Annotated in this window: 16 protein-coding genes; 15 read left to right on the top strand and 1 reads right to left on the bottom strand. The window is 74.1% G+C overall.

The window, feature by feature from the left end; genetic code table 11:
* The first annotated feature begins 172 nt into the window (after nucleotides 1–172).
* Both ACFV9J_RS18070 and ACFV9J_RS18065 read left to right on the top strand, forming a co-directional pair.
* A complete protein-coding gene (locus ACFV9J_RS18070) occupies nucleotides 173–1,426 on the top strand; it encodes a histidine kinase (RefSeq protein ID WP_385355350.1) in 1,254 nt (417 codons plus the stop codon).
* A gap of 67 nt (nucleotides 1,427–1,493) precedes the next feature.
* Nucleotides 1,494–2,183, top strand: a complete 690-nt coding sequence (locus ACFV9J_RS18065; RefSeq protein ID WP_385355348.1) for a response regulator — start codon at nucleotides 1,494–1,496, stop codon at nucleotides 2,181–2,183.
* Nucleotides 2,184–2,210: 27 nt separating this feature from the next.
* On the opposite strand, the gene ACFV9J_RS18060 is transcribed toward ACFV9J_RS18065, so the two are convergent.
* Complete coding sequence (locus ACFV9J_RS18060) at nucleotides 2,211–3,224, bottom strand: Gfo/Idh/MocA family oxidoreductase (protein ID WP_385355346.1); 1,014 nt, start codon at nucleotides 3,222–3,224, stop codon at nucleotides 2,211–2,213.
* Nucleotides 3,225–3,352: 128 nt separating this feature from the next.
* Here ACFV9J_RS18060 and ACFV9J_RS18055 point away from each other — a divergent pair, with 128 nt between their 5' ends.
* The 13 genes from ACFV9J_RS18055 (at nucleotide 3,353) to ACFV9J_RS17995 (ending at nucleotide 19,272) form a co-directional block, all read left to right on the top strand.
* Nucleotides 3,353–4,090, top strand: a complete 738-nt coding sequence (locus tag ACFV9J_RS18055) for a myo-inositol degradation transcriptional regulator (RefSeq protein WP_385355521.1) — start codon at nucleotides 3,353–3,355, stop codon at nucleotides 4,088–4,090.
* 207 nt (nucleotides 4,091–4,297) lie between these two features.
* A complete protein-coding gene (locus ACFV9J_RS18050; protein WP_385355344.1) occupies nucleotides 4,298–5,302 on the top strand; it encodes a sugar ABC transporter substrate-binding protein in 1,005 nt (334 codons plus the stop codon).
* Nucleotides 5,299–6,339, top strand: coding sequence for an ABC transporter permease (locus tag ACFV9J_RS18045; protein ID WP_385355342.1), 1,041 nt, complete (start codon nucleotides 5,299–5,301; stop codon nucleotides 6,337–6,339). Before ACFV9J_RS18050 ends, ACFV9J_RS18045 begins: the two co-directional genes overlap by 4 nt.
* Nucleotides 6,336–7,151: an ATP-binding cassette domain-containing protein gene (locus ACFV9J_RS18040; RefSeq protein WP_385355340.1), complete on the top strand. Its 816-nt coding sequence runs from the start codon at nucleotides 6,336–6,338 to the stop codon at nucleotides 7,149–7,151. Before ACFV9J_RS18045 ends, ACFV9J_RS18040 begins: the two co-directional genes overlap by 4 nt.
* 91 nt (nucleotides 7,152–7,242) lie before the next feature.
* Entirely contained in the window at nucleotides 7,243–8,391 is a 1,149-nt protein-coding gene (locus ACFV9J_RS18035) for an ROK family glucokinase (protein WP_011030775.1), read from the top strand.
* Entirely contained in the window at nucleotides 8,388–8,969 is a 582-nt protein-coding gene (locus ACFV9J_RS18030; protein ID WP_385355337.1) for a sugar kinase, read from the top strand. Before ACFV9J_RS18035 ends, ACFV9J_RS18030 begins: the two co-directional genes overlap by 4 nt.
* 134 nt (nucleotides 8,970–9,103) lie before the next feature.
* Entirely contained in the window at nucleotides 9,104–11,974 is a 2,871-nt protein-coding gene (locus ACFV9J_RS18025) for an SNF2-related protein (protein WP_385355335.1), read from the top strand.
* Nucleotides 11,971–14,385 (top strand): SWIM zinc finger family protein, encoded by a 2,415-nt coding sequence (locus ACFV9J_RS18020; protein ID WP_385355333.1) that lies wholly within the window; start codon nucleotides 11,971–11,973, stop codon nucleotides 14,383–14,385. The genes ACFV9J_RS18025 and ACFV9J_RS18020 overlap by 4 nt, the downstream gene beginning before the upstream one ends.
* Before the next feature lie 113 nt (nucleotides 14,386–14,498).
* A complete protein-coding gene (locus tag ACFV9J_RS18015) occupies nucleotides 14,499–15,665 on the top strand; it encodes an NAD(P)/FAD-dependent oxidoreductase (protein WP_385355330.1) in 1,167 nt (388 codons plus the stop codon).
* Complete coding sequence (locus ACFV9J_RS18010) at nucleotides 15,662–15,916, top strand: (2Fe-2S)-binding protein (protein ID WP_385355327.1); 255 nt, start codon at nucleotides 15,662–15,664, stop codon at nucleotides 15,914–15,916. The genes ACFV9J_RS18015 and ACFV9J_RS18010 overlap by 4 nt, the downstream gene beginning before the upstream one ends.
* Nucleotides 15,909–17,342, top strand: coding sequence for an FAD-dependent oxidoreductase (locus ACFV9J_RS18005; RefSeq protein WP_385355324.1), 1,434 nt, complete (start codon nucleotides 15,909–15,911; stop codon nucleotides 17,340–17,342). The genes ACFV9J_RS18010 and ACFV9J_RS18005 overlap by 8 nt, the downstream gene beginning before the upstream one ends.
* 29 nt (nucleotides 17,343–17,371) lie before the next feature.
* On the top strand, nucleotides 17,372–18,268 hold the full coding sequence (locus ACFV9J_RS18000) for a dihydrodipicolinate synthase family protein (protein WP_385355322.1): 897 nt from the start codon (nucleotides 17,372–17,374) through the stop codon (nucleotides 18,266–18,268).
* Between the two features lie 2 nt (nucleotides 18,269–18,270).
* Complete coding sequence (locus tag ACFV9J_RS17995; RefSeq protein WP_385355319.1) at nucleotides 18,271–19,272, top strand: proline racemase family protein; 1,002 nt, start codon at nucleotides 18,271–18,273, stop codon at nucleotides 19,270–19,272.
* Nucleotides 19,273–19,321: the final 49 nt, after the last annotated feature.

Here is a 19,321-nt window from a genome sequence, read left to right as displayed (position 1 = left end):
GACTCTCGCCCCGCGGTACCCCCGCCCGCATCGGCCGCGGGGCGAGGCCGGTCCGACCGAAGGCTTCTTCGCGCGCCGGCCGCGCGCCGAAAGTCGCCGCCCGTGCGACTTTGGTCGACGGTTCCGCGCGACCGGCCGTTCAGGGCGTCAGCCCTGCGTAGATTTGTCGACTGTGAACAGTAGTGACGAGCGGACGACGGTGCCCCCGGCCTTCGCGAAACGGCGCTGGGTACTGCCGGCGGCGCTGGTCGAGGACCTGTACCCGCAACCCCGGCGGCCCGGCGGCCGCCCCCGGCGCACCGCACGCGACTGGGTCGTCGACTTCGCCTGCTTCCTGCTCGCGGTCGCCATCGGCCTGCTGGCCGCCGACGCGCTGGACCAGGAGCCGGACCTGTCACCCGCCATGGCCGTCGCGGACCAGCTGATCGGCGCCCTGGCCTGTGCCGCCGTCTGGCTCCGGCGGCGGTGGCCGGTCGGGCTGGCCGTGGCCATGGTGCCCGTCTCCCTGGTCTCGGCCACCGCGGGCGGCGCCGTCCTCGCCGCCCTGTTCACGCTCGCCGTGCACCGGCCCTTCCGGTACACGGCCTGGATCGGCGGCGCGAGTCTCGCCGTGACGCCGCTCTACTACTGGATGCGCCCGGAACCCGACCTGCCCTTCCTGGCGTCCCTCGTCATCGCCGTCCTGCTCGCGGTCACCGTGCTCGGCTGGGGCCTGCTCGTCCGCTCCAAGCGCCAGCTCCTGCTCAGCCTGCGCGACCGGGCCCGGCACGCCGAGGCCGAGGCGCGGCTGCGGGCCGAGCAGGCGCAGCGGCTGGCCCGCGAGGCCATCGCCCGCGAGATGCACGACGTACTGGCCCACCGGCTGACGCTGCTCAGCGTGCACGCGGGCGCCCTGGAGTTCCGGCCCGACGCGCCCCGGGCGGAGGTCGCGCGGGCGGCGGGCGTCATCCGGGAGAGCGCGCACGAGGCGCTCCAGGACCTGCGGCAGATCATCGGCGTGCTGCGGGCGGCGGACTCCGACGACGCGGGCCGCCCCCAGCCCACGCTCGCGGCGCTCGACGCGCTGGTCGCCGAGTCCCGCGAGGCCGGCATGAAGGTCACCCTCGCGGAGCGGGTGCCCGACCCCGGCGCCGTCCCCGCCGCAGTCGGCCGCACCGCGTACCGCATCGCCCAGGAGGCGCTGACCAACGCGCGCAAGCACGCGCCCGGCACCGAGGTCACCGTCTCGGTCACCGGGGCGCCGGGCGACGGACTCGCCCTGTCGGTGCGCAACGCCCAGCCCCGGGGCGAGGTGCCCCACGTGCCCGGTTCGGGGCAGGGGCTGATCGGGCTGACCGAGCGGGCGACGCTCGCGGGCGGCACCCTGGAGCACGGGCCGACGCCCGGGGGCGGCTTCGAAGTACGGGCGCGGCTGCCGTGGGACTGAGCCGTCGCCAGGGCGGGGCCGAGCCTCCCCCGGGGCGGCCGGTGGCGACCGTGATTACGTATGACGCATGACTGCGATCAGACTGCTCCTCGTCGACGACGACCCGCTGGTGCGGGCCGGGCTGTCCCTCATGCTGGGCGGTGCCGAGGACGTGGAGATCGTCGGCGAGGCCGCCGACGGCGACGAGGTCGGGGCGCTCGTCGACCGCACCCGCCCGGACGTCGTCCTCATGGACATCCGGATGCCGGGGACGGACGGCCTCACGGCGACCGAACGGCTGCGGAGCCGCCCGGACGCGCCCCAGGTCGTCGTGCTCACCACCTTCCACGCCGACGAACAGGTGCTGCGGGCCCTGCGCGCCGGAGCCGCCGGGTTCGTCCTCAAGGACACGCCGCCCGCCCAGATCCTCGACGCGGTGCGCAGGGTCGCGGCCGGCGACCCCGTCCTGTCGCCGGCCGTGACCCGACGGCTGATGGAACAGGCGGCCGGTACCGCCCCCGACGCACGCCACGCGCGCCGCACGCGCGCGCGTGCCCGCGTGGACACCCTCAACGACCGCGAGCGCGAGGTCGCCGTCGCGGTGGGCCGCGGCATGGCCAACGCCGACATCGCGTCCCACCTCTTCATGAGCGTCGCCACGGTCAAGGCCCACGTCTCCCGCATCCTGGCCGGGCTCGACCTCGACAACCGGGTCCAGATCGCCCTGCTGGCGTACGACGCGGGGCTCCTCGACGAGTACCAGGACGACGCCCCATAAGGCGGACGGGTACCAGGACGGCACCCCTCAAGGCGTGAGGGCCTCGGGCACCTCCGCCAGCCGTACGGGTCTGCGCTCGCGCCGGGAGACGTCGCAGGCCTCCGCGATCCGCAGGGCCTGCAGCGCCTCGCGCCCGTCGCACGGGTTGGCCCGCTCGCCCCGCACCACCTGCACGAAGGTGGTCAGCTCGGCCTCGTAGGCGGGCCCGAAGCGCTCCACGAAGCCGGTCCACGGCTTGTCCGCGGCCGGGGGCCCGGTCGGCTCGGTGGACGCGATCGGCGTACGGTCGTCCAGGCCCACGACGATCTGGTCCAGCTCCCCGGCCAGCTCCATGCGCACGTCGTACCCCGCCCCGTTCAGCCGCGTCGCGGTCGCCGTCGCCAGCGTCCCGTCGTCCAGCGTGAGCAGCGCCGCGCCGGTGTCCACGTCGTCCGCCGCGCGGAACATCGGCGGACCGGCGTCGGACCCGGCGGCGTACACGTCGACGACCTCCCGCCCGGTCACCCAGCGCAGGACGTCGAAGTCGTGGATGAGCGTGTCCCGGTAGAGCCCGCCGGACTGCGGGAGGTACTCGGCCGGCGGCGGGGCCTGGTCGCTCGTCACCGCCCGGACGGTGTGCAGCCGGCCCAGCCGCCCGGACCGCACCGCCTCCCGGGCCCCGGTGTAGCCGGCGTCGAAGCGGCGCTGGAAGCCCATCTGGAGGACCGTCCCGGCGGCCTCCACCTCGGCGATCGCCTGTAAGGTGCCCGGCAGGTCCAGTGCGATGGGCTTCTCGCAGAACACCGGGAGCCCCGAGCGGGCCGCCCGGCCGATCAGTTCGGCATGGGCCGGTGTCGCCGTGGTGATCACCACCGCGTCCACGCCCCACTGGAAGATCTCGTCCACTCCTGGTGCCGCCGTCTCGCCCAGCCGGTGGGCCAGCTCCTGCGCCCGTGTGATGTCGGCGTCCGTGAGGATCAGGGATCCGACGTCGCGGTGGCGGCTGAGCGTGTTGGCGTGAACGGTGCCGATGCGGCCCGTTCCGATGACCCCGATGCGCATGGAATCAAAGTGGGCTCACAGCCGCTCCCTGTCAATGCGTATGTCCGGACAATCGGACTGCGCAGCTTCCCGTCACCTCGGCACGGAGCTACGCTCGGCCCGTGCCGAAACCAGAAGTGGACCCGACCGTGTCGCTGGACCTCAGCGTGGATCGCAGCAGCCCGGTGCCGCTGTACTTCCAGCTGTCGCAGCAGCTGGAAGCGGCGATCGAGCACGGCGCGCTGACCCCCGGCAGCCTGCTGGGCAACGAGATCGAGCTGGCCGCGCGGCTCGGCCTGTCCCGGCCCACCGTCCGCCAGGCCATCCAGTCGCTCGTCGACAAGGGCCTGCTCGTGCGCCGCCGCGGCGTCGGCACCCAGGTCGTGCACAGCAAGGTGCGGCGCCCCCTGGAACTCAGCAGCCTCTACGACGACCTGGAGGCGGCGGGCCAGCGCCCCGCCACGAAGGTCCTGGTCAACACCGTCGTCCCGGCCACCGCGGAGATCGCCGCCGCGCTGGGCGTGGCCGAGGACAGCGACGTGCACCGCATCGAGCGGCTGCGGCTGACGCACGGGGAACCGATGGCGTACCTGTGCAACTACCTGCCGCCCGGCCTCGTCGACCTGGACACCGGACAGCTGGAGGCCACCGGCCTCTACCGGCTGATGCGCGCCGCCGGGATCACCCTGCACAGCGCCCGGCAGTCCATCGGCGCCCGCGCCGCGACCTCCGGCGAGGCCGAGCGGCTCGGCGAGGACGCGGGCGCCCCGCTGCTCACCATGGAGCGCACCACCTTCGACGACACGGGACGCGCGGTCGAGTTCGGCACCCACACCTACCGGCCGTCCCGCTACTCCTTCGAGTTCCAGCTGCTCGTGCGGCCCTGAGCGACCGCGTCCGGCGGCCGCTCCCACGCCGGCTCCCGCCGTGCGGGTTCGTCGCAATGTCCGGACAATGTGACCCTCGGCCGGTCCCCGGAGGCAAAGGCTCCGCTTGTGTGTCGGACAATGGGGCGTTTGGGGTCTCCAGAACCCGGCCGGGGATGAGACAGGCCCCGCACGCACAGCACGGCACAGCAAGAAGGGCACGGCCTCGTGGCACGGTTTCGGACATGGGTGGGCATCGCGCTGGCAGGGGCACTGTCGGTGTCCCTGGCCGGCTGCAGCAGTACCGGCGGCAAGCGCGCCGAGGACGCCCGCAAGGCCGCGTCGGCCGAGGGCAGGGCGGCGGTGAACACGCCTCGCTGGACCTTCGCGATGATCACCCACTCGGGCGACGGCGACACCTTCTGGGACATCGTCCAGAGCGGCGCCGAGCAGGCCGCGGTCAAGGACAACATCAACTTCCTGTACTCCCACGACGACGAGGCGCAGCAGCAGGCCCAGCTGGTGAACGCGGCCATCGACAAGAAGGTCGACGGCATCATCGTCACGCTCGCCAAGCCCGACGCGATGAAGTCCGCCCTCGCCCGCGCGCACAAGGCGGGCATCCCGGTGATCACGGTGAACTCCGGCTCCGAGGAGTCCAAGGAGTTCGGCGCCCTGACCCACGTCGGCCAGGACGAGACGATCGCCGGTGAGGCCGTGGGCGAGGAGCTGAACGAGCGGGGCCGCGAGCAGGCGATCTGCGTGCTCCACGAGCAGGGCAACGTGGGCCACGAGCAGCGCTGCGACGGAGTGGAGAAGACCTTCGACGGCAAGGTCCAGCGGCTCTACGTCAACGGCACCAGCATGCCGGACGTGCAGTCCGCCATCGAGGCCAAGCTCCAGACCGACAAGTCCGTCGACGCCGTGGTCACCCTGGGCGCCCCCTACGCCGCCACCGCCGTCAAGGCCAAGCAGGGCGCCGGCAGCAAGGCCGAGATCGACACCTTCGACCTCAACGCCAAGGTGGCCGCCGGACTTGAGGACGGCACCCTCGGCTTCGCCGTCGACCAGCAGCCCTACCTCCAGGGCTACGAGGCCGTCGACCTGCTGTGGCTGTACAAGTACAACGCCGACGTCCTCGGCGGCGGCCGTCCGGTGCTCACCGGGCCGCAGATCATCACCAAGGACGACGCCGCCGCGCTGGCCGACTACACGAAGCGGGGCACGCGATGAACGCCACGCAGGTGACGGCGGCTGACGAAAGGGTTCTGCACACCTCTCCGCTGCGGAAACTCCTCGGCCGCCCCGAGCTGGGCTCCGTCGTCGGCGCGATCGCCGTCTTCGTCTTCTTCGCGTTCTTCGCCGACAGCTTCCTGCACGCCGCCAGCCTCAGCACGGTGCTCTACGCCGCCTCCACGATCGGCATCATGGCCGTTCCGGTGGCGCTGCTGATGATCGGCGGGGAGTTCGACCTGTCCGCGGGCGTCATGGTCACCTCCTCGGCGCTGGTGTCGTCGATGTTCAGCTACCAGATGACCGCCAACGTCTGGGTCGGCGTCGGCGTGTCGCTGCTGGTCACCCTGGCGATCGGCGCCTTCAACGGCTTCATGCTCACCCGCACCAAGCTCCCCAGCTTCATCATCACGCTCGGCACCTTCCTCATGCTGACCGGCCTGAACCTGGGCTTCACCAAGCTCGTCGACGGCACCGTCTCCACCAAGTCGATCGCCGACATGGAGGGCTTCCCCTCCGCCCAGGACGTCTTCGCCTCCACGATCACGATCGGCGGCGTCGGCTTCAAGGTCACCATCTTGTGGTGGCTCGCCCTGGTCGCCGTCGCCAGCTGGATCCTGCTGCGCACCCGCGCGGGCAACTGGATCTTCGCGGTCGGCGGCAACAAGGACGCAGCCCGCGCGGTGGGCGTCCCGGTCACCAGGACCAAGATCGGCCTCTACATGGGCGTCGGCCTCGGCGCCTGGATCTCCGGCCAGCACCTGCTCTTCTCCTACGACGTCGTCCAGTCCGGCGAGGGCGTCGGCAACGAGCTGATCTACATCATCGCGGCCGTCATCGGCGGCTGCCTGATCACCGGCGGCTACGGCAGCGCCGTCGGCTCGGCGGTCGGCGCGTTCATCTTCGGCATGACCAGCAAGGGCATCGTCTTCGCCGAGTGGAACCCGGACTGGTTCAAGTTCTTCCTCGGAGCGATGCTGCTCCTCGCGACCCTGCTCAACGCCTGGGTCCGCAAGCGCGCGGAGGCCACCAAGTGACGCGGAACGAAGACCGTACGGCGCTCGTCGAGCTGTCCGGCGTCAGCAAGAACTACGGCAACGTCCGCGCGCTCGAAGGCGTGTCCCTGGAGGTCCACGCCGGCGAGATCACCTGCGTGCTCGGCGACAACGGCGCCGGCAAGTCCACCCTCATCAAGATCATCGCCGGGTTGCACCAGCACGACGGCGGCACGCTGAGCCTGGACGGCGAGGAGACCCGGCTCTCCTCCCCGCGCGAGGCACTGGACCGCGGCATCGCCACCGTCTACCAGGACCTGGCCGTCGTCCCCCTCATGCCGGTCTGGCGCAACTTCTTCCTCGGCTCCGAGCCGCGCAAGGGCGTCGCCCCGTTCAAGCGCATGGACGTCGACCACATGCGCCGCACCACCCACGCGGAACTCCTGCGCATGGGCATCGACCTCCGCGACGTCGACCAGCCCATCGGCACCCTCTCCGGCGGCGAGCGCCAGTGCGTGGCCATCGCCCGCGCGGTGTACTTCGGCGCGAAGGTGCTCGTGCTGGACGAGCCGACGGCGGCACTGGGAGTGAAGCAGTCCGGTGTGGTCCTGAAATATGTGGCGGCGGCACGCGACCAGGGCCTCGGTGTTGTGCTGATCACCCACAACCCGCACCACGCGTACCTGGTGGGCGACCGCTTCGTACTGCTGAAGAGGGGCACGATGGTGGGCAACCACGAGCGCGAGGACATCACCCTGGACGAGCTGACGAGGCAGATGGCGGGCGGAACGGAGCTGGACGATCTACGCCATGAACTGCAGCGGGCCCAGGGGCGCGGGGAACTGCGCGAGTAACCACAACGAGTCCGCACCCGGCAACGAACCGATCACACCACCCCCTGTCCCATTCGGCACCCAGCGTGAGCGTGCGGCACAATCGCACCCGATGAGCACCTACCGCGACTTCACCGCCCCCATCGGCTCCCGCCGCGCCCCGGTCCTGCGCACCGTGGGCACGAGGGAACGCCGCTCGCACCTCACGGCACCCCGCGTGCCCACGGTCGGCATCGACATCGGCGGCACGAAGGTCATGGCGGGCGTCGTCGACGCCGACGGCAACATCCTGGAGAAGCTCCGCACGGAGACCCCGGACAAGTCCAAGAGCCCGAAGGTCGTCGAGGACACGATCGTCGAACTGGTCCTGGACCTCTCCGACCGGCACGACGTGCACGCCGTGGGCATCGGCGCGGCCGGGTGGGTCGACGCCGACCGCAACCGCGTCCTGTTCGCCCCCCACCTGTCCTGGCGCAACGAACCGCTGCGCGACCGCATCGCCGGCCGCCTCGCCGTGCCCGTCCTGGTGGACAACGACGCCAACACCGCCGCCTGGGCCGAGTGGCGCTTCGGCGCCGGCCGCGGCGAGGACCACCTCGTCATGATCACGCTCGGCACCGGCATCGGCGGCGCGATCCTGGAGGACGGCCAGGTCAAGCGGGGCAAGTACGGCGTCGCCGGCGAGTTCGGGCACATGCAGGTCGTCCCCGGCGGCCACCGCTGCCCGTGCGGCAACCGCGGCTGCTGGGAGCAGTACAGCTCCGGCAACGCCCTGGTCAGGGAGGCCCGCGAGCTGGCCGCCGCCGACTCGCCGGTGGCGTACGGGATCATCGAGCACGTCAAGGGCAGCATCGGCGACATCACCGGCCCGATGATCACCGAGCTGGCCCGCGAGGGCGACGCCATGTGCGTCGAGCTGCTCCAGGACATCGGGCAGTGGCTCGGCGTCGGCATCGCGAACCTCGCCGCGGCCCTCGACCCGTCCTGCTTCGTGATCGGCGGCGGGGTCAGCGCCGCCGACGACCTGCTGATCGGCCCCGCGCGCGACGCCTTCAAGCGCCAGCTCACCGGCCGCGGCTACCGCCCCGAGGCCCGCATCGTCCGCGCCCAGCTCGGCCCCGAGGCCGGCATGGTGGGCGCCGCCGACCTGTCCCGGCTGGTCGCCCGCCGCTTCCGCCGGGCCAAGCGGCGCCGGGTGGAGCGGTACGAGCGCTACGAGCGGTACGCCGAGGCCCGCCGTGAGTCCCGGGAGTCGCTGTGACGGAATCCCTGCCCCACCAGCCCGGCTCCCCGGAGCCGGCCGGCGCCGCGGCCGAGGGCCGCCGGCACATGATCCGCCGCCGTACGCTCACCCTGCTCATCATCGTGCTGCTCATCGGCGTCCCGGCCGGCTACCTCGCGATCTCCGCGAGCCAGAGCCGCGACAGCGGCCGGGACAAGGAGGCGAAGTACGCGGCGACCGGTATGACCAGCGGCTGGCCCTCCAAGCTGCAGCGCCGCATCTACGAGGTGCCCGTCCCGGTCCCGTCCGAAGAGGTCGCGTACTACGAGACGAACAACTGGAAGACCAGCCGGCTCTACGTCCAGTTCGAGACCACCGGTGCCGGTCTCGACGTCTTCCTGGCGGGGCTGGGCGTCGACCGGGACGCGCTGAGGAAGGGCAAGATCGCGATCAGTGACCGCGCCCAGCGGGTCACCGGCTGGCAGTTCGGCGGGTCCAGCTCCTGGTGGGGCATCGTCAACGAGCAGGAGAATCCGGCGCCGACCCAGGACGTCGTCGTGAACATGGACAATCCCGACTACCCGATGGTGTACGTGGTCTCGCACACCGTTCCGTAGGGCCATGCTCCCGACTGCGCCATGCACCGCCCTGCGCCAGGGACCGGTGGCAGGCCGTCGGAGCCGATTGTCAGACCCCGCCCGTAGAGTCGAAGACATCTGATCGGGCAGACGGGCGGGAGGTGACAGAACGTATGGGCGACATGGCCGTGACGGAGGCGGGGCGGGCCGGGGGGACGACGGAGTCCGTCCCCGTCGGGCTCGCGGCCGTCTTCCTGCCCGCACCACTCCCGCGCGAGGGACGGATCGCCTTCTGGGATCCCGACGGCGGGCCGACCGACGCAGCCGAGCGGTCCGGTGGGCCGACGGAGCTGACCGTCGTGCGGCGGCACGGCGCCGGAGTGCGGCGCGGGACCGCGCCCGCGCTGTCGCTGCCGCTCGCCGAGGCGCTGCCCCACCTGGTGCGTGCCCGGCACGACCGGGCCGCCCACCTGGCCACCGCCTGCTGGGGCGCGGCGGCCCTGCACGCCCTGCGGCTCACCGCACGCGGCCGGCTGCTGCCCGGCCTGACCCCGACGGGTCACGACGCCTGGCGGGCCGGGCCGCTCGACCCCGACGACATCGCGCACCTGCGGGCCGTGGCCGACGCCCTGCCGCCGGAGGGACACGCGGTCCCCCTCGACGGCCCCGGACCGATCCGGCTGCCGGAGCCGGAGGCGCTGGTCCGCGCCTTCCTGGACGCGGTCGCCGACACCCTGCCCCGTACCCCGGCCGCGCCCCACGCCTCAGGACGGCCGTTCGCCGCGCGCGAGGCCCGGCGCCTGCCCGACGCCCACGACTGGGCCGCGGAGGTCGCCGCCGGCATGGACGCGGGCGTGCGCATCTCGCTCCGCCTGGACCTGTCGGCGTACGACCTCTTCGACCGGGAGGGGGAGGGAGCCCCGGGGAGCGGCGGCGCGCGCAACGCCGGGGCGGCCGTCGTCCAGGTGCACAGCCTCGCCGACCCCACCCTCGTCGCCGACGCGGCGGACCTGTGGTCGGGGACGGCGGACGCGGCGTTCGGCGCCCGCACCCGCGTGGACACCGCCCTGGCGGTGCGCCGCGCGGCGCGGGTCTGGCCGCCGCTGGACCGGCTCACCGAGCAGGACGTGCCCGACGTACTCGCCCTGTCCGAGGAAGAGGTCACCGACCTGCTGGGAGTGGCGGCCGGCCGGCTGGCCGCCGCCGGGGTCGCCGTGCACTGGCCCCGCGACCTGGCCCAGGACCTCACCGCGACCGCGGTGATCAGGACCGCGCCCGGTTCGGCGACCGACGGCACGGGCTTCTTCGAGAGCGAGGACCTGCTCCAGTTCCGCTGGCAGCTCGCGATCGGCGGCGACCCGCTCACCGAGGCCGAGATGGACACCCTCGCGGAGGCCCACCGCCCGGTCGTCCGGCTCCGCGACCGCTGGGTGCTGGTCGACCCGGCGCTCGTCCGCCGGGCCCGCAAGCGCGACCTGGGCCTGCTCGACCCGGTCGACGCCCTCTCCGTCGCCCTCACCGGCAGCGCGGAGACCGACGGCGAGACGGTCGAGGTGGTGCCCGTCGGCGCGCTGGCCGCCCTGCGCGACCGGCTCACCGCGGGGGTGCGCCCCGCCGAAGCACCGCCCGGCCTGCACGCCACCCTGCGCGACTACCAGTTGCGCGGCCTGGCCTGGCTCGACCTCATGACCTCGCTCGGCCTCGGCGGCTGCCTCGCCGACGACATGGGCCTCGGCAAGACCGTCACCGTCATCGCCCTGCACCTGAGGCGCGCCCGCACCGAACCGACCCTAGTGGTCTGCCCCGCCTCCCTCCTGGGCAACTGGCAGCGGGAGATCGAGCGGTTCGCGCCCGGCGTCCCGGTCCGCCGCTTCCACGGCCCCGACCGCACCCTCGACGACCTGACGGGCGGCTTCGTCCTCACCACCTACGGCACCATGCGGTCCGCCGCCACGACCCTGGCCGCGCAGCCCTGGGGCATGGTCGTCGCGGACGAGGCCCAGCACGTGAAGAACCCGTACTCGGCTACGGCGAAGGCCCTGCGCACGATCCCGTCCCCGGCGCGGGTGGCCCTGACCGGCACCCCGGTGGAGAACAACCTCTCCGAGCTGTGGGCGCTGCTCGACTGGACCACCCCCGGGCTGCTCGGCCCCCTGAAGTCCTTCCGCGCCCGGCACGCGCGCGCGGTGGAGAACGGCGAGGACGACCAGGCGGTGGAGCGCCTCGCCCGGCTGATCCGCCCCTTCCTGCTGCGCCGCAGGAAGTCCGACCCGGGCATCGTCCCCGAGCTGCCGCCGAAGACCGAGACGGACCACCCCGTGCCGCTCACCCGCGAGCAGGCCGCGCTGTACGAGGCGGTGGTGCGCGAGTCGATGCTCGCCATCGAGGAGGCCGAGGGCATCGGCCGCCGCGGCCTCGTCCTCAAGCTGCTGACCTCGCTGAAGCAGATCTGCGACCACCCCGCGCTGTTCCTGAAGGAGGAGCACCCGCCGGGCGGGGCCGACCGGATGACCGCCCGCTCGGGCAAACTCGCCCTGCTGGACGAGCTGCTGGACACGGTGCTCGCGGAGGACGGCTCGGTGCTGGTCTTCACGCAGTACGTCGGCATGGCCCGCCTCATCACCTCCCACCTGGCCACCCGCGCGGTCCCGGTCGACCTCCTGCACGGCGGTACGCCGGTGCCGGAGCGCGAGCGGATGGTGGACCGTTTCCAGAGCGGGGCGACTCCCGTGCTCGTCCTGTCCCTGAAGGCCGCGGGCACCGGCCTGAACCTCACCCGCGCCGGACACGTCGTGCACTTCGACCGCTGGTGGAACCCGGCCGTGGAGGAACAGGCCACCGACCGCGCCTACCGCATCGGCCAGACCCAGCCGGTCCAGGTCCACCGGCTCATCACCGAGGGCACGGTCGAGGACCGCATCGCCGAGATGCTCCAGTCCAAGCGGGCCCTGGCCGACGCGATCCTCGGCTCCGGAGAGTCGGCCCTGACCGAACTGACGGCCCGTGAACTGTCCGACCTGGTGTCCCTGCGGAGGCCGTCGTGACGCCCCGGCCCGCGGACGAGGCCCGCCGCGCCCTGCGGGAGGTACGCGAGCGCGGCGAGGTTACGGGCGCGGACCGTGGGCCGACGCCGACACCATCGTCTCCGCCACCCCCACCGTCGAAGTCGGAGTCGGCACGGAGCCAGGAAGGGGACCAGGACCGGAAGCCGCCGGAGCACAACCGCCCGCGCCCCGGAGACGTCGCCCGTGCCGCGCTGCGCGACGCACTGACCGCGCGGCGGACGGGGGCGCACGGTCCCGCGGACCTCCCCGACGCCCCTGACGCCCCGGGCGCCGCTGACGCCTTGGAGACTGATCCGGGAGACTCCCGGAATTCGGGAGAGACCGGAGAGGCGGTGGATCCGCGCGGGACGGCGCACCGGCCCGACATCATGACCGAGCGGCCGGACCCCACCGACCCGACCGCCTCTACGGACCCGTCCGCCCCGTCCCCGTCCGACCCGCCCGCCCCGTCCCCGTCCGACCCGTTCCCGTCTGCCCCGACCGGCCCGTCCCCGTCCGATCCGTCCGCCCTGTCCCCGTCCGACCCGTCCCCGACCGGCTCGACCGTCCCCACAGTCCCAGTCCCGACCGGCTCGACCGTCCCCACAGTCCCGGTCCCGACCGGCTCGACCGTCCCCACCGACCCGCCCGTCCCGCTCGTTACGCCCGTCCCGCCCGTCGCGGGCGTTCCCGACGAAGGGGCCCTCCCCGGCTCCGGTGACGCGGGCGGCAGCCGGCCGGCGGATGTGGCGCGTGAGGCGTTGCGGGCGGCTCGTCGGCAGGCGAAGGCGGACGCGGCGGCCGAGGGTGTCTCGGCCCAGGGCGCCGGGCCCGCGCGGCGGTCGTCCCGCCCGGCCGCTCGTCAGGGGCGGGCGGGCGGTCCGGGCATTGCCGACGCGCGCGCCCGCGCCGTACGGGACTTCGCCGCGGGCGCGTTCCGGCTGCCGCCGGAGGAGGACCCGGCCGAGGAGGCCCTGCTCGCCGGGGAGCAGGCCGGTGCGTCCGCCGCCGAGGGCGGGACGGCGGCACCCGCGGAGCCCGTTCCGCCGCCCGGTGCGGACACGGGGCGGCACGCCGCGGCGGCGCGTGGCCGGGCCGTCTCCTCCGCACCGCCCGCGAAGGCCCGCGCGCCCCGCTCGATGGCCGCCCCGGACCGAGACGGCGATCTCCGGCGCACCTTTCCCGCGCTGCCGCCCGGGGAGGCCGCGGCGGAGGGCTTCGCCGCCACCTGGTGGGGGAACGCGTGGGTGACCGCGCTGGAGGAAGGCGCCCTGGACGCCGCCCGGCTGGAACGCGGGCGCGGATACGCCGAGCACGGGCACGTCGACGCCATCACCGTGACGCCCGGGCAGGTCCTCGCCTACGTCCAGGGCAGCCGAGCCCGGCCGTACCGCGTGCAGGTGCGGCTGCGCACGCTCGGCGACTCCGACTGGGACCGGTTCCTCGACGCCGCCGTCGAACGCCCCGGGCACATCGCGGCGCTGCTCGACAAGGAACTTCCGCACTCCCTTGCCGACCTGGCAGACCGCGGCGTCCCGCTGCTCCCCGGACCAGGCGACCTGACCCCGCAGTGCAACTGCCCCGACTCGGGACACCCCTGCAAGCACGCCGCCGCCCTTTGCTACCAGACGGCACGTCTGCTCGACGCCGACCCCTTCGTCCTGCTGCTGCTCCGCGGCCGGGGCGAACGCGCACTGCTCGACGCCCTGTCCCGGCGGAACGCGGCCCGCGAGGCACGCGCGGCCCAGGACCGCGGCCCGGCGCCGCTGCCCGGCGTCCGGGCCGGCGAGGCGCTGACCCCGCGCGCCCTGCCGCCCCTCCCGGCGCCGTTGCCCGCGCCCCCGCACCCCGAACAGCCGCCGGCCTACCCCGCCGCCCCGGGCGGCCCCGACCCCTTCGCGCTGGACCAGCTGGCCACCGACGCGGCCGCCCGCGCCCACGCCCTGCTCACCACCGGACGCGACCCGGTCGGCGGACTGACGCTGTGGCAGGACGCCGTCCGGCTCGCCGCCGCGCGCCCCGGTTCCGGCCTCACCGCGGGCACCCGCGCGCTCTACGCGTCGCTCGCCTCGGCCGCCGGACGCGACACGGCGGCGCTGGCGCGGGCCGTCGCCGCCTGGCGGCAGGGCGGGTCGGCGGGCCTCGACGTCCTGGAGGAGCCCTGGGACCCCCCGGCCGGCCGTTTCGACCGGGCCCGCCCCCTGCTGCTCGCCGCCGACCTCCCCGCCTTCCGCCCCTGGCGCAACCACCTCACCCACCCACACGGCCACGTCCAGCTCAGACTCGGCCGGACCGGCCTCTGGTACGCGTACGAGTCGGAACCCGGCCGCGAGGACTGGTGGCCGCGCGGGACCCCCGACCTCGACCCGGTCGGTGCCCTGACCGGCCTGGGCACCCGAGTCGATCTCTGACCCCCGCCGACCGCCGGCGGTGAAGTGGGCGTTGTCTTCCGCCTGCCGGATGTATAGCCTCACTCATGGCATGTGACATTGCACAGCGAGGTGCGTGCACGGAGGAGGAGCCGTTGACCCGGAAAGTCGTCGTCGTGGGCGCGGGTGTCGTCGGAGCCGCCTGTGCCTTCCACGCCGCCTCGGCGGGCCTGGACGTCACGGTCACCGACCGCGGACCCGTCGGCGCCGGGACGACCAGCCGAGGAGAGGGCAACGTCCTCCTCTCCGACAAGGAACCCGGCGCCGAACTCGACCTGGCCCGGCTGAGCCGCACCCTGTGGGACGAGGCCGGCCGTGAGCTGGGACCCGACTCCCTCGAACTGGAGGCCAAGGGCGGCCTGGTGGTCGCGAGCGGCGCCGAGAACCTCGCGGCGCTCCAGGAGTTCGCCGCCCGGCAGGAGGCGGCCGGTGTCCGCGTCGAGCGGGTCGACCGGGTGCGGGACCTCGAACCCCACCTCGCGCCCGGGATCCCCGGCGGCGTCCACTACCCGCAGGACGCGCAGGTGCAGCCCGTGCTGGCGGCGGCCGCGCTGCTGCGGGCCGCCGTACGGCGCGGCGCGCGCTTCCACCCGGGCGAGGTGGCCGGGGCGGTGACCGGCCGGGACGGCCGCGTCACCGGTGTCCGGACGGCCGCCGGTGCCGTGCTGCCCGCCGACGCCGTCGTCAACGCCGCCGGGACCTGGGGCGGTGAGGTCGGACGGCGGCTCGGCGCCCCCGTCGAGGTGCTGCCGCGCCGCGGCTTCGTCCTGGTGACCGAACCGCTGCCGCCGATGGTCCGGCACAAGGTCTACTCCGCCGACTACGTGGCCAACGTCGCCTCCTCCGACGCGGGACTGGAGACCTCGTGCGTCGTGGAGGGCACGCGCGGCGGCACGATCCTCATCGGGGCCAGCCGGGAGCGCGTCGGTTTCGACACCACGATGAACACCGCCGTGGTCGCCCGGCTCGCGGCCCAGGCGTGCCGGCTCTTCCCCTTCCTGCGCGGAGTCCATCTGATGCGCGCCTACCGCGGGTTCCGGCCGTACTGCCCGGACCACCTGCCGGTGGTGGGCCCCGACCCGCGGGTGCCGGGCGTCGTGCACGCCTGCGGCCACGAGGGGGCGGGCATCGGCCTCGCCCCCGCCACCGGCGCCCTCGTCACGGCCCACCTGCTCGGCCGACCCTGGCGCGGCGCCGATCCGGCCGCCCACACCGCCCTTCTCCCCGACCGCTTCCTCACCTCCGGAGGTGTGCCCCAGTGAGCGAGATCGTCGTCGACGGCGAGCCCCTGCCGTACGCCGAGGGCCAGACCGTCGCCGCGGCCCTCGTCGCGGCGGGCCGCCTCGCCTGGCGCACCACCCGCGTCGGACACCGCCCGCGTGGCGTCTTCTGCGGCATCGGCGTCTGCTTCGACTGCCTCGTCACCGTCGACGGGGCCCGCGGGCAGCGCGCCTGCCTGGTGCCGGCCCGGCCGGGCATGACCGTCACGACCCTGGAGGGTGACGATGACTGAGCACGCGGACCTCGTCGTCGTCGGCGCGGGCCCGGCAGGCATGGCCGCCGCGGCCACGGCACTGGCCGGCGGGCTGCGCGTCGCCCTGCTGGACTCCGGAACCGCCCTCGGCGGTCAGTACTGGCGCCACCCGCCCGAGCACGCGCGGGCGGCCGTACCGACCGACGACCTGCACCACGGACTGGACCGGTACCGCGCCCTGTGCAAGGCGCTGGCGGCACACCGGACGGCGGGCCGGCTCGACCTGCGCCTGGGACACCACGCGTGGTCCGCGGTCCGCGAGGGCGACGGTTTCGCGGTCCACGCGGTCGACCGCCGCGAGGCGCCGCGGGAGAGGGCCGTCGTCCTGCGGGCGCCGAGACTCCTGGTGGCCACCGGCGCCTACGACCGTCAACTGCCCTTCCCGGGATGGGACCTGCCCGGAGTGCTGACCGCCGGAGGGATGCAGGCCCTGCTCAAGGGCGGCGGTGTGGCCGCAGGCAGCCGGGTCGCGCTGGGCGGCACCGGCCCGTTCCTGCTGCCGGTCGCCGCCGGACTCGCGGCCCGCGGCGTCGAGGTGGTCGCGGTGTGCGAGGCGGCCCACCCGCGGGCCTGGCTGCGGCACCCCGGCCCACTGCTGCGCAACCCCGACAAGTGGGCCGAGGGCGCCGGGTACGCCGCCACGCTCGTGCGCCACCGCGTCCCGGTCCGCCCGCGCACGGCCATCGTCGCCGCGGAGGGCGGCGCACGCGTGACGTCGGTACGGATCGCCTCGCTGGCCCCGGACGGCAGCCCGCGCCCGGGTACCGAACGACGCGTGGAGGTGGACGCCGTCGGCGTCGGCTGGGGCTTCGCACCCCAACTCGACCTGCTCGTTCCCCTCGGGGCTTCCCTCACGGACTCGGCGGACGGCAACGCGGTGGTCGCGGTCGACGGGGGCCAGCGCACCACCGTCCCCGGCCTCTACGCGGCGGGGGAGACGTGCGGGGTGGGCGGGGCGGCACTCGCCGTGAACGAGGGCCGGCTGGCCGCGGCGTCGGTCCTCGCCGACGCCCGCGCCACCGCCGGTGCCGCCCCCGTACCGGCGAACAGGCGCCTGGCGGCGCTGCGTTCGGCGGTGGACCGGCAACGCGCCTTCGCCCGGGCGATGGCGCTGGCCCATCCGGTTCCTGCGGCCTGGTCCTCGTGGCTGACCGACGAGACCGTCGTGTGCCGCTGCGAGGAGGTGACCGCCGGGGCGATCCGGACCGCCCGCGCCGACGGCGCGCACGACCACCGGCAGATCAAGCAACTGACCCGGGCCGGCATGGGCTGGTGCCAGGGGCGGATGTGCGGCCCCGCCGTGCACTGCCTCACGGCGCGGCTGCGGGCCTACGAGCCCGCGGAACGGCTCGTCGCGACGCCCGTCACCCTCGGGGCCCTCGCCGACCTCGACGGACAGCAGTGAAACAGCAGTGAAACCGACAAGGAGTGTCCATGAGCGAGACCCGCAAGCCCTGGCACGGCGTCATCGTCGCGACCGGTCTGCCGTTCCACGACGACCTCTCGGTCGACTTCGCGGCCTACGGTGAGAGCGTCGCCCACCTCGCCGCGCAGGGGATGCACGGCGTCGCGCCGAACGGCTCGCTGGGCGAGTACCAGACCCTCACGTACGAGGAGCGCGACCGCGTCGTCGAGACCGCCGTCGCGAACGCCCCCGAGGGCTTCACCGTCATGCCGGGCGTCGGCGCCTACGGCGGTCGCGAGGCCGAGCGGCACGCCCGGTTCGCCAAGGACGCGGGCTGCCAGGCCGTCATGTGCCTGCCGCCCAACGCCTACCGCGCCGACGACCGCGCGGTGCTCCAGCACTTCGAACGGGTGGCCTCGGTGGGCCTGCCCGTCACCGCCTACAACAACCCCATCGACACCAAGGTCGACCTGCGCCCCGACCTGCTGGCCAAGCTGCACGCCGAGGGCTACATCGTCGGCGTCAAGGAATTCTCCGGCGACGTCCGGCGCTGCTACGAGATCTCCGAGCTGGCCCCCGGCCTCGACCTCATGATCGGCACCGACGACACCGTGCTGGAGGTCGCCCTCGCCGGCGCCAAGGGCTGGGTCGCCGGTTACCCGCAGGTCTTCCCCCGGGCCTGTCTCGCGCTGTACGAGGCGTCCGTCCGGGGCGACCTGGAGACGGCGCTGCCGCTCTACCGGCAACTGCACCCGGTGCTGCGGTGGGACAGCAAGACGGAGTTCGTCCAGGCCATCAAGCTCGGCCAGGAGCTGACCAGCCGCCGGGGTGGCCCCTGCCGCCCGCCGCGACAGCCGCTCGGCCCGGAGACCGAGGCGGTCGTGCGCGCCGCCACCCAGGCCCTCGTCGACGCCGGGGTGAACTGACGATGCGTTCGACGGTCTGCTACCACGCCGTCGACTCGCACACCGAGGGGATGCCCACCCGCGTGATCACGGGCGGGGTGGGCGTCCTCCCCGGCGCCACGATGTTCGAGCGGCGGCGGCGTTTCGTCGCGGAACGCGACCACCTGCGCACCCTGCTCATGTGCGAACCCCGCGGACACGCGTCGATGTCCGGGGCGATCCTGCAGCCCCCCACCCGGCCGGACGCCGACTACGGCGTGCTCTTCATCGAGGTCTCCGGCTGCCTGCCGATGTGCGGGCACGGGACCATCGGTGTCGCGACGGTCCTGGTCGAGACCGGCATGGTCGAGGTGACCGAGCCGGAGACGACGGTCCGGCTCGACACCCCGGCCGGACTGGTCACGGCCCGGGTGCGGGTGCGCGAAGGCCACGCCGAGTCGGTGACCCTGGAGAACGTGGCGTCGTACTGCCACGCACTCGACCAGGTCGTCGACGTCCCCGGACACGGGCAGGTGCGCTACGACATCGCCTACGGCGGCAACTTCTACGCCTTCGTCCGCACCGACGACCTCGGCATCCCCTTCGAGCGGGCGCACAAGCAGCCGCTGCTGGACGCCGGACTGGCCGTCATGGACGCGATCAACAAGCAGAACCCGGTGTCCCACCCCGAGAATCCGGACATCGACGTGTGCCACCACGTCTACCTCGAAGCGCCCGGATCGACCGCGGAGCACTCGCGGCACGCCATGGCGATCCATCCGGGATGGTTCGACCGGTCGCCCTGCGGCACGGGCACCAGCGCCCGCATGGCGCAACTGCACGCCCGTGGCCTGCTGCCGGCCGGCCGGGACTTCGTCAACGAGTCGTTCATCGGCTCCCGCTTCGTCGGGCGAATCCTCGGGGAGACGACGGTCGGGGGCCGCCCGGCCGTCCTGCCCTCCGTCACCGGCCGGGCCTGGATCACCGGCACCGCGCAGTACCTGCTCGATCCCTCGGACCCCTATCCGGCGGGTTTCACCCTCTGAGCACGGCACCCACGCCCGCGGCCCGGGGCGGCTTCGCGCCACCCCGGGC

Origin of the sequence: Streptomyces sp. NPDC059906 (assembly GCF_042730645.1) — a bacterium.
GTDB lineage: Bacteria > Actinomycetota > Actinomycetes > Streptomycetales > Streptomycetaceae > Streptomyces > Streptomyces rubrogriseus.
This window is presented reverse-complemented; position numbering and strand designations above follow the sequence as displayed.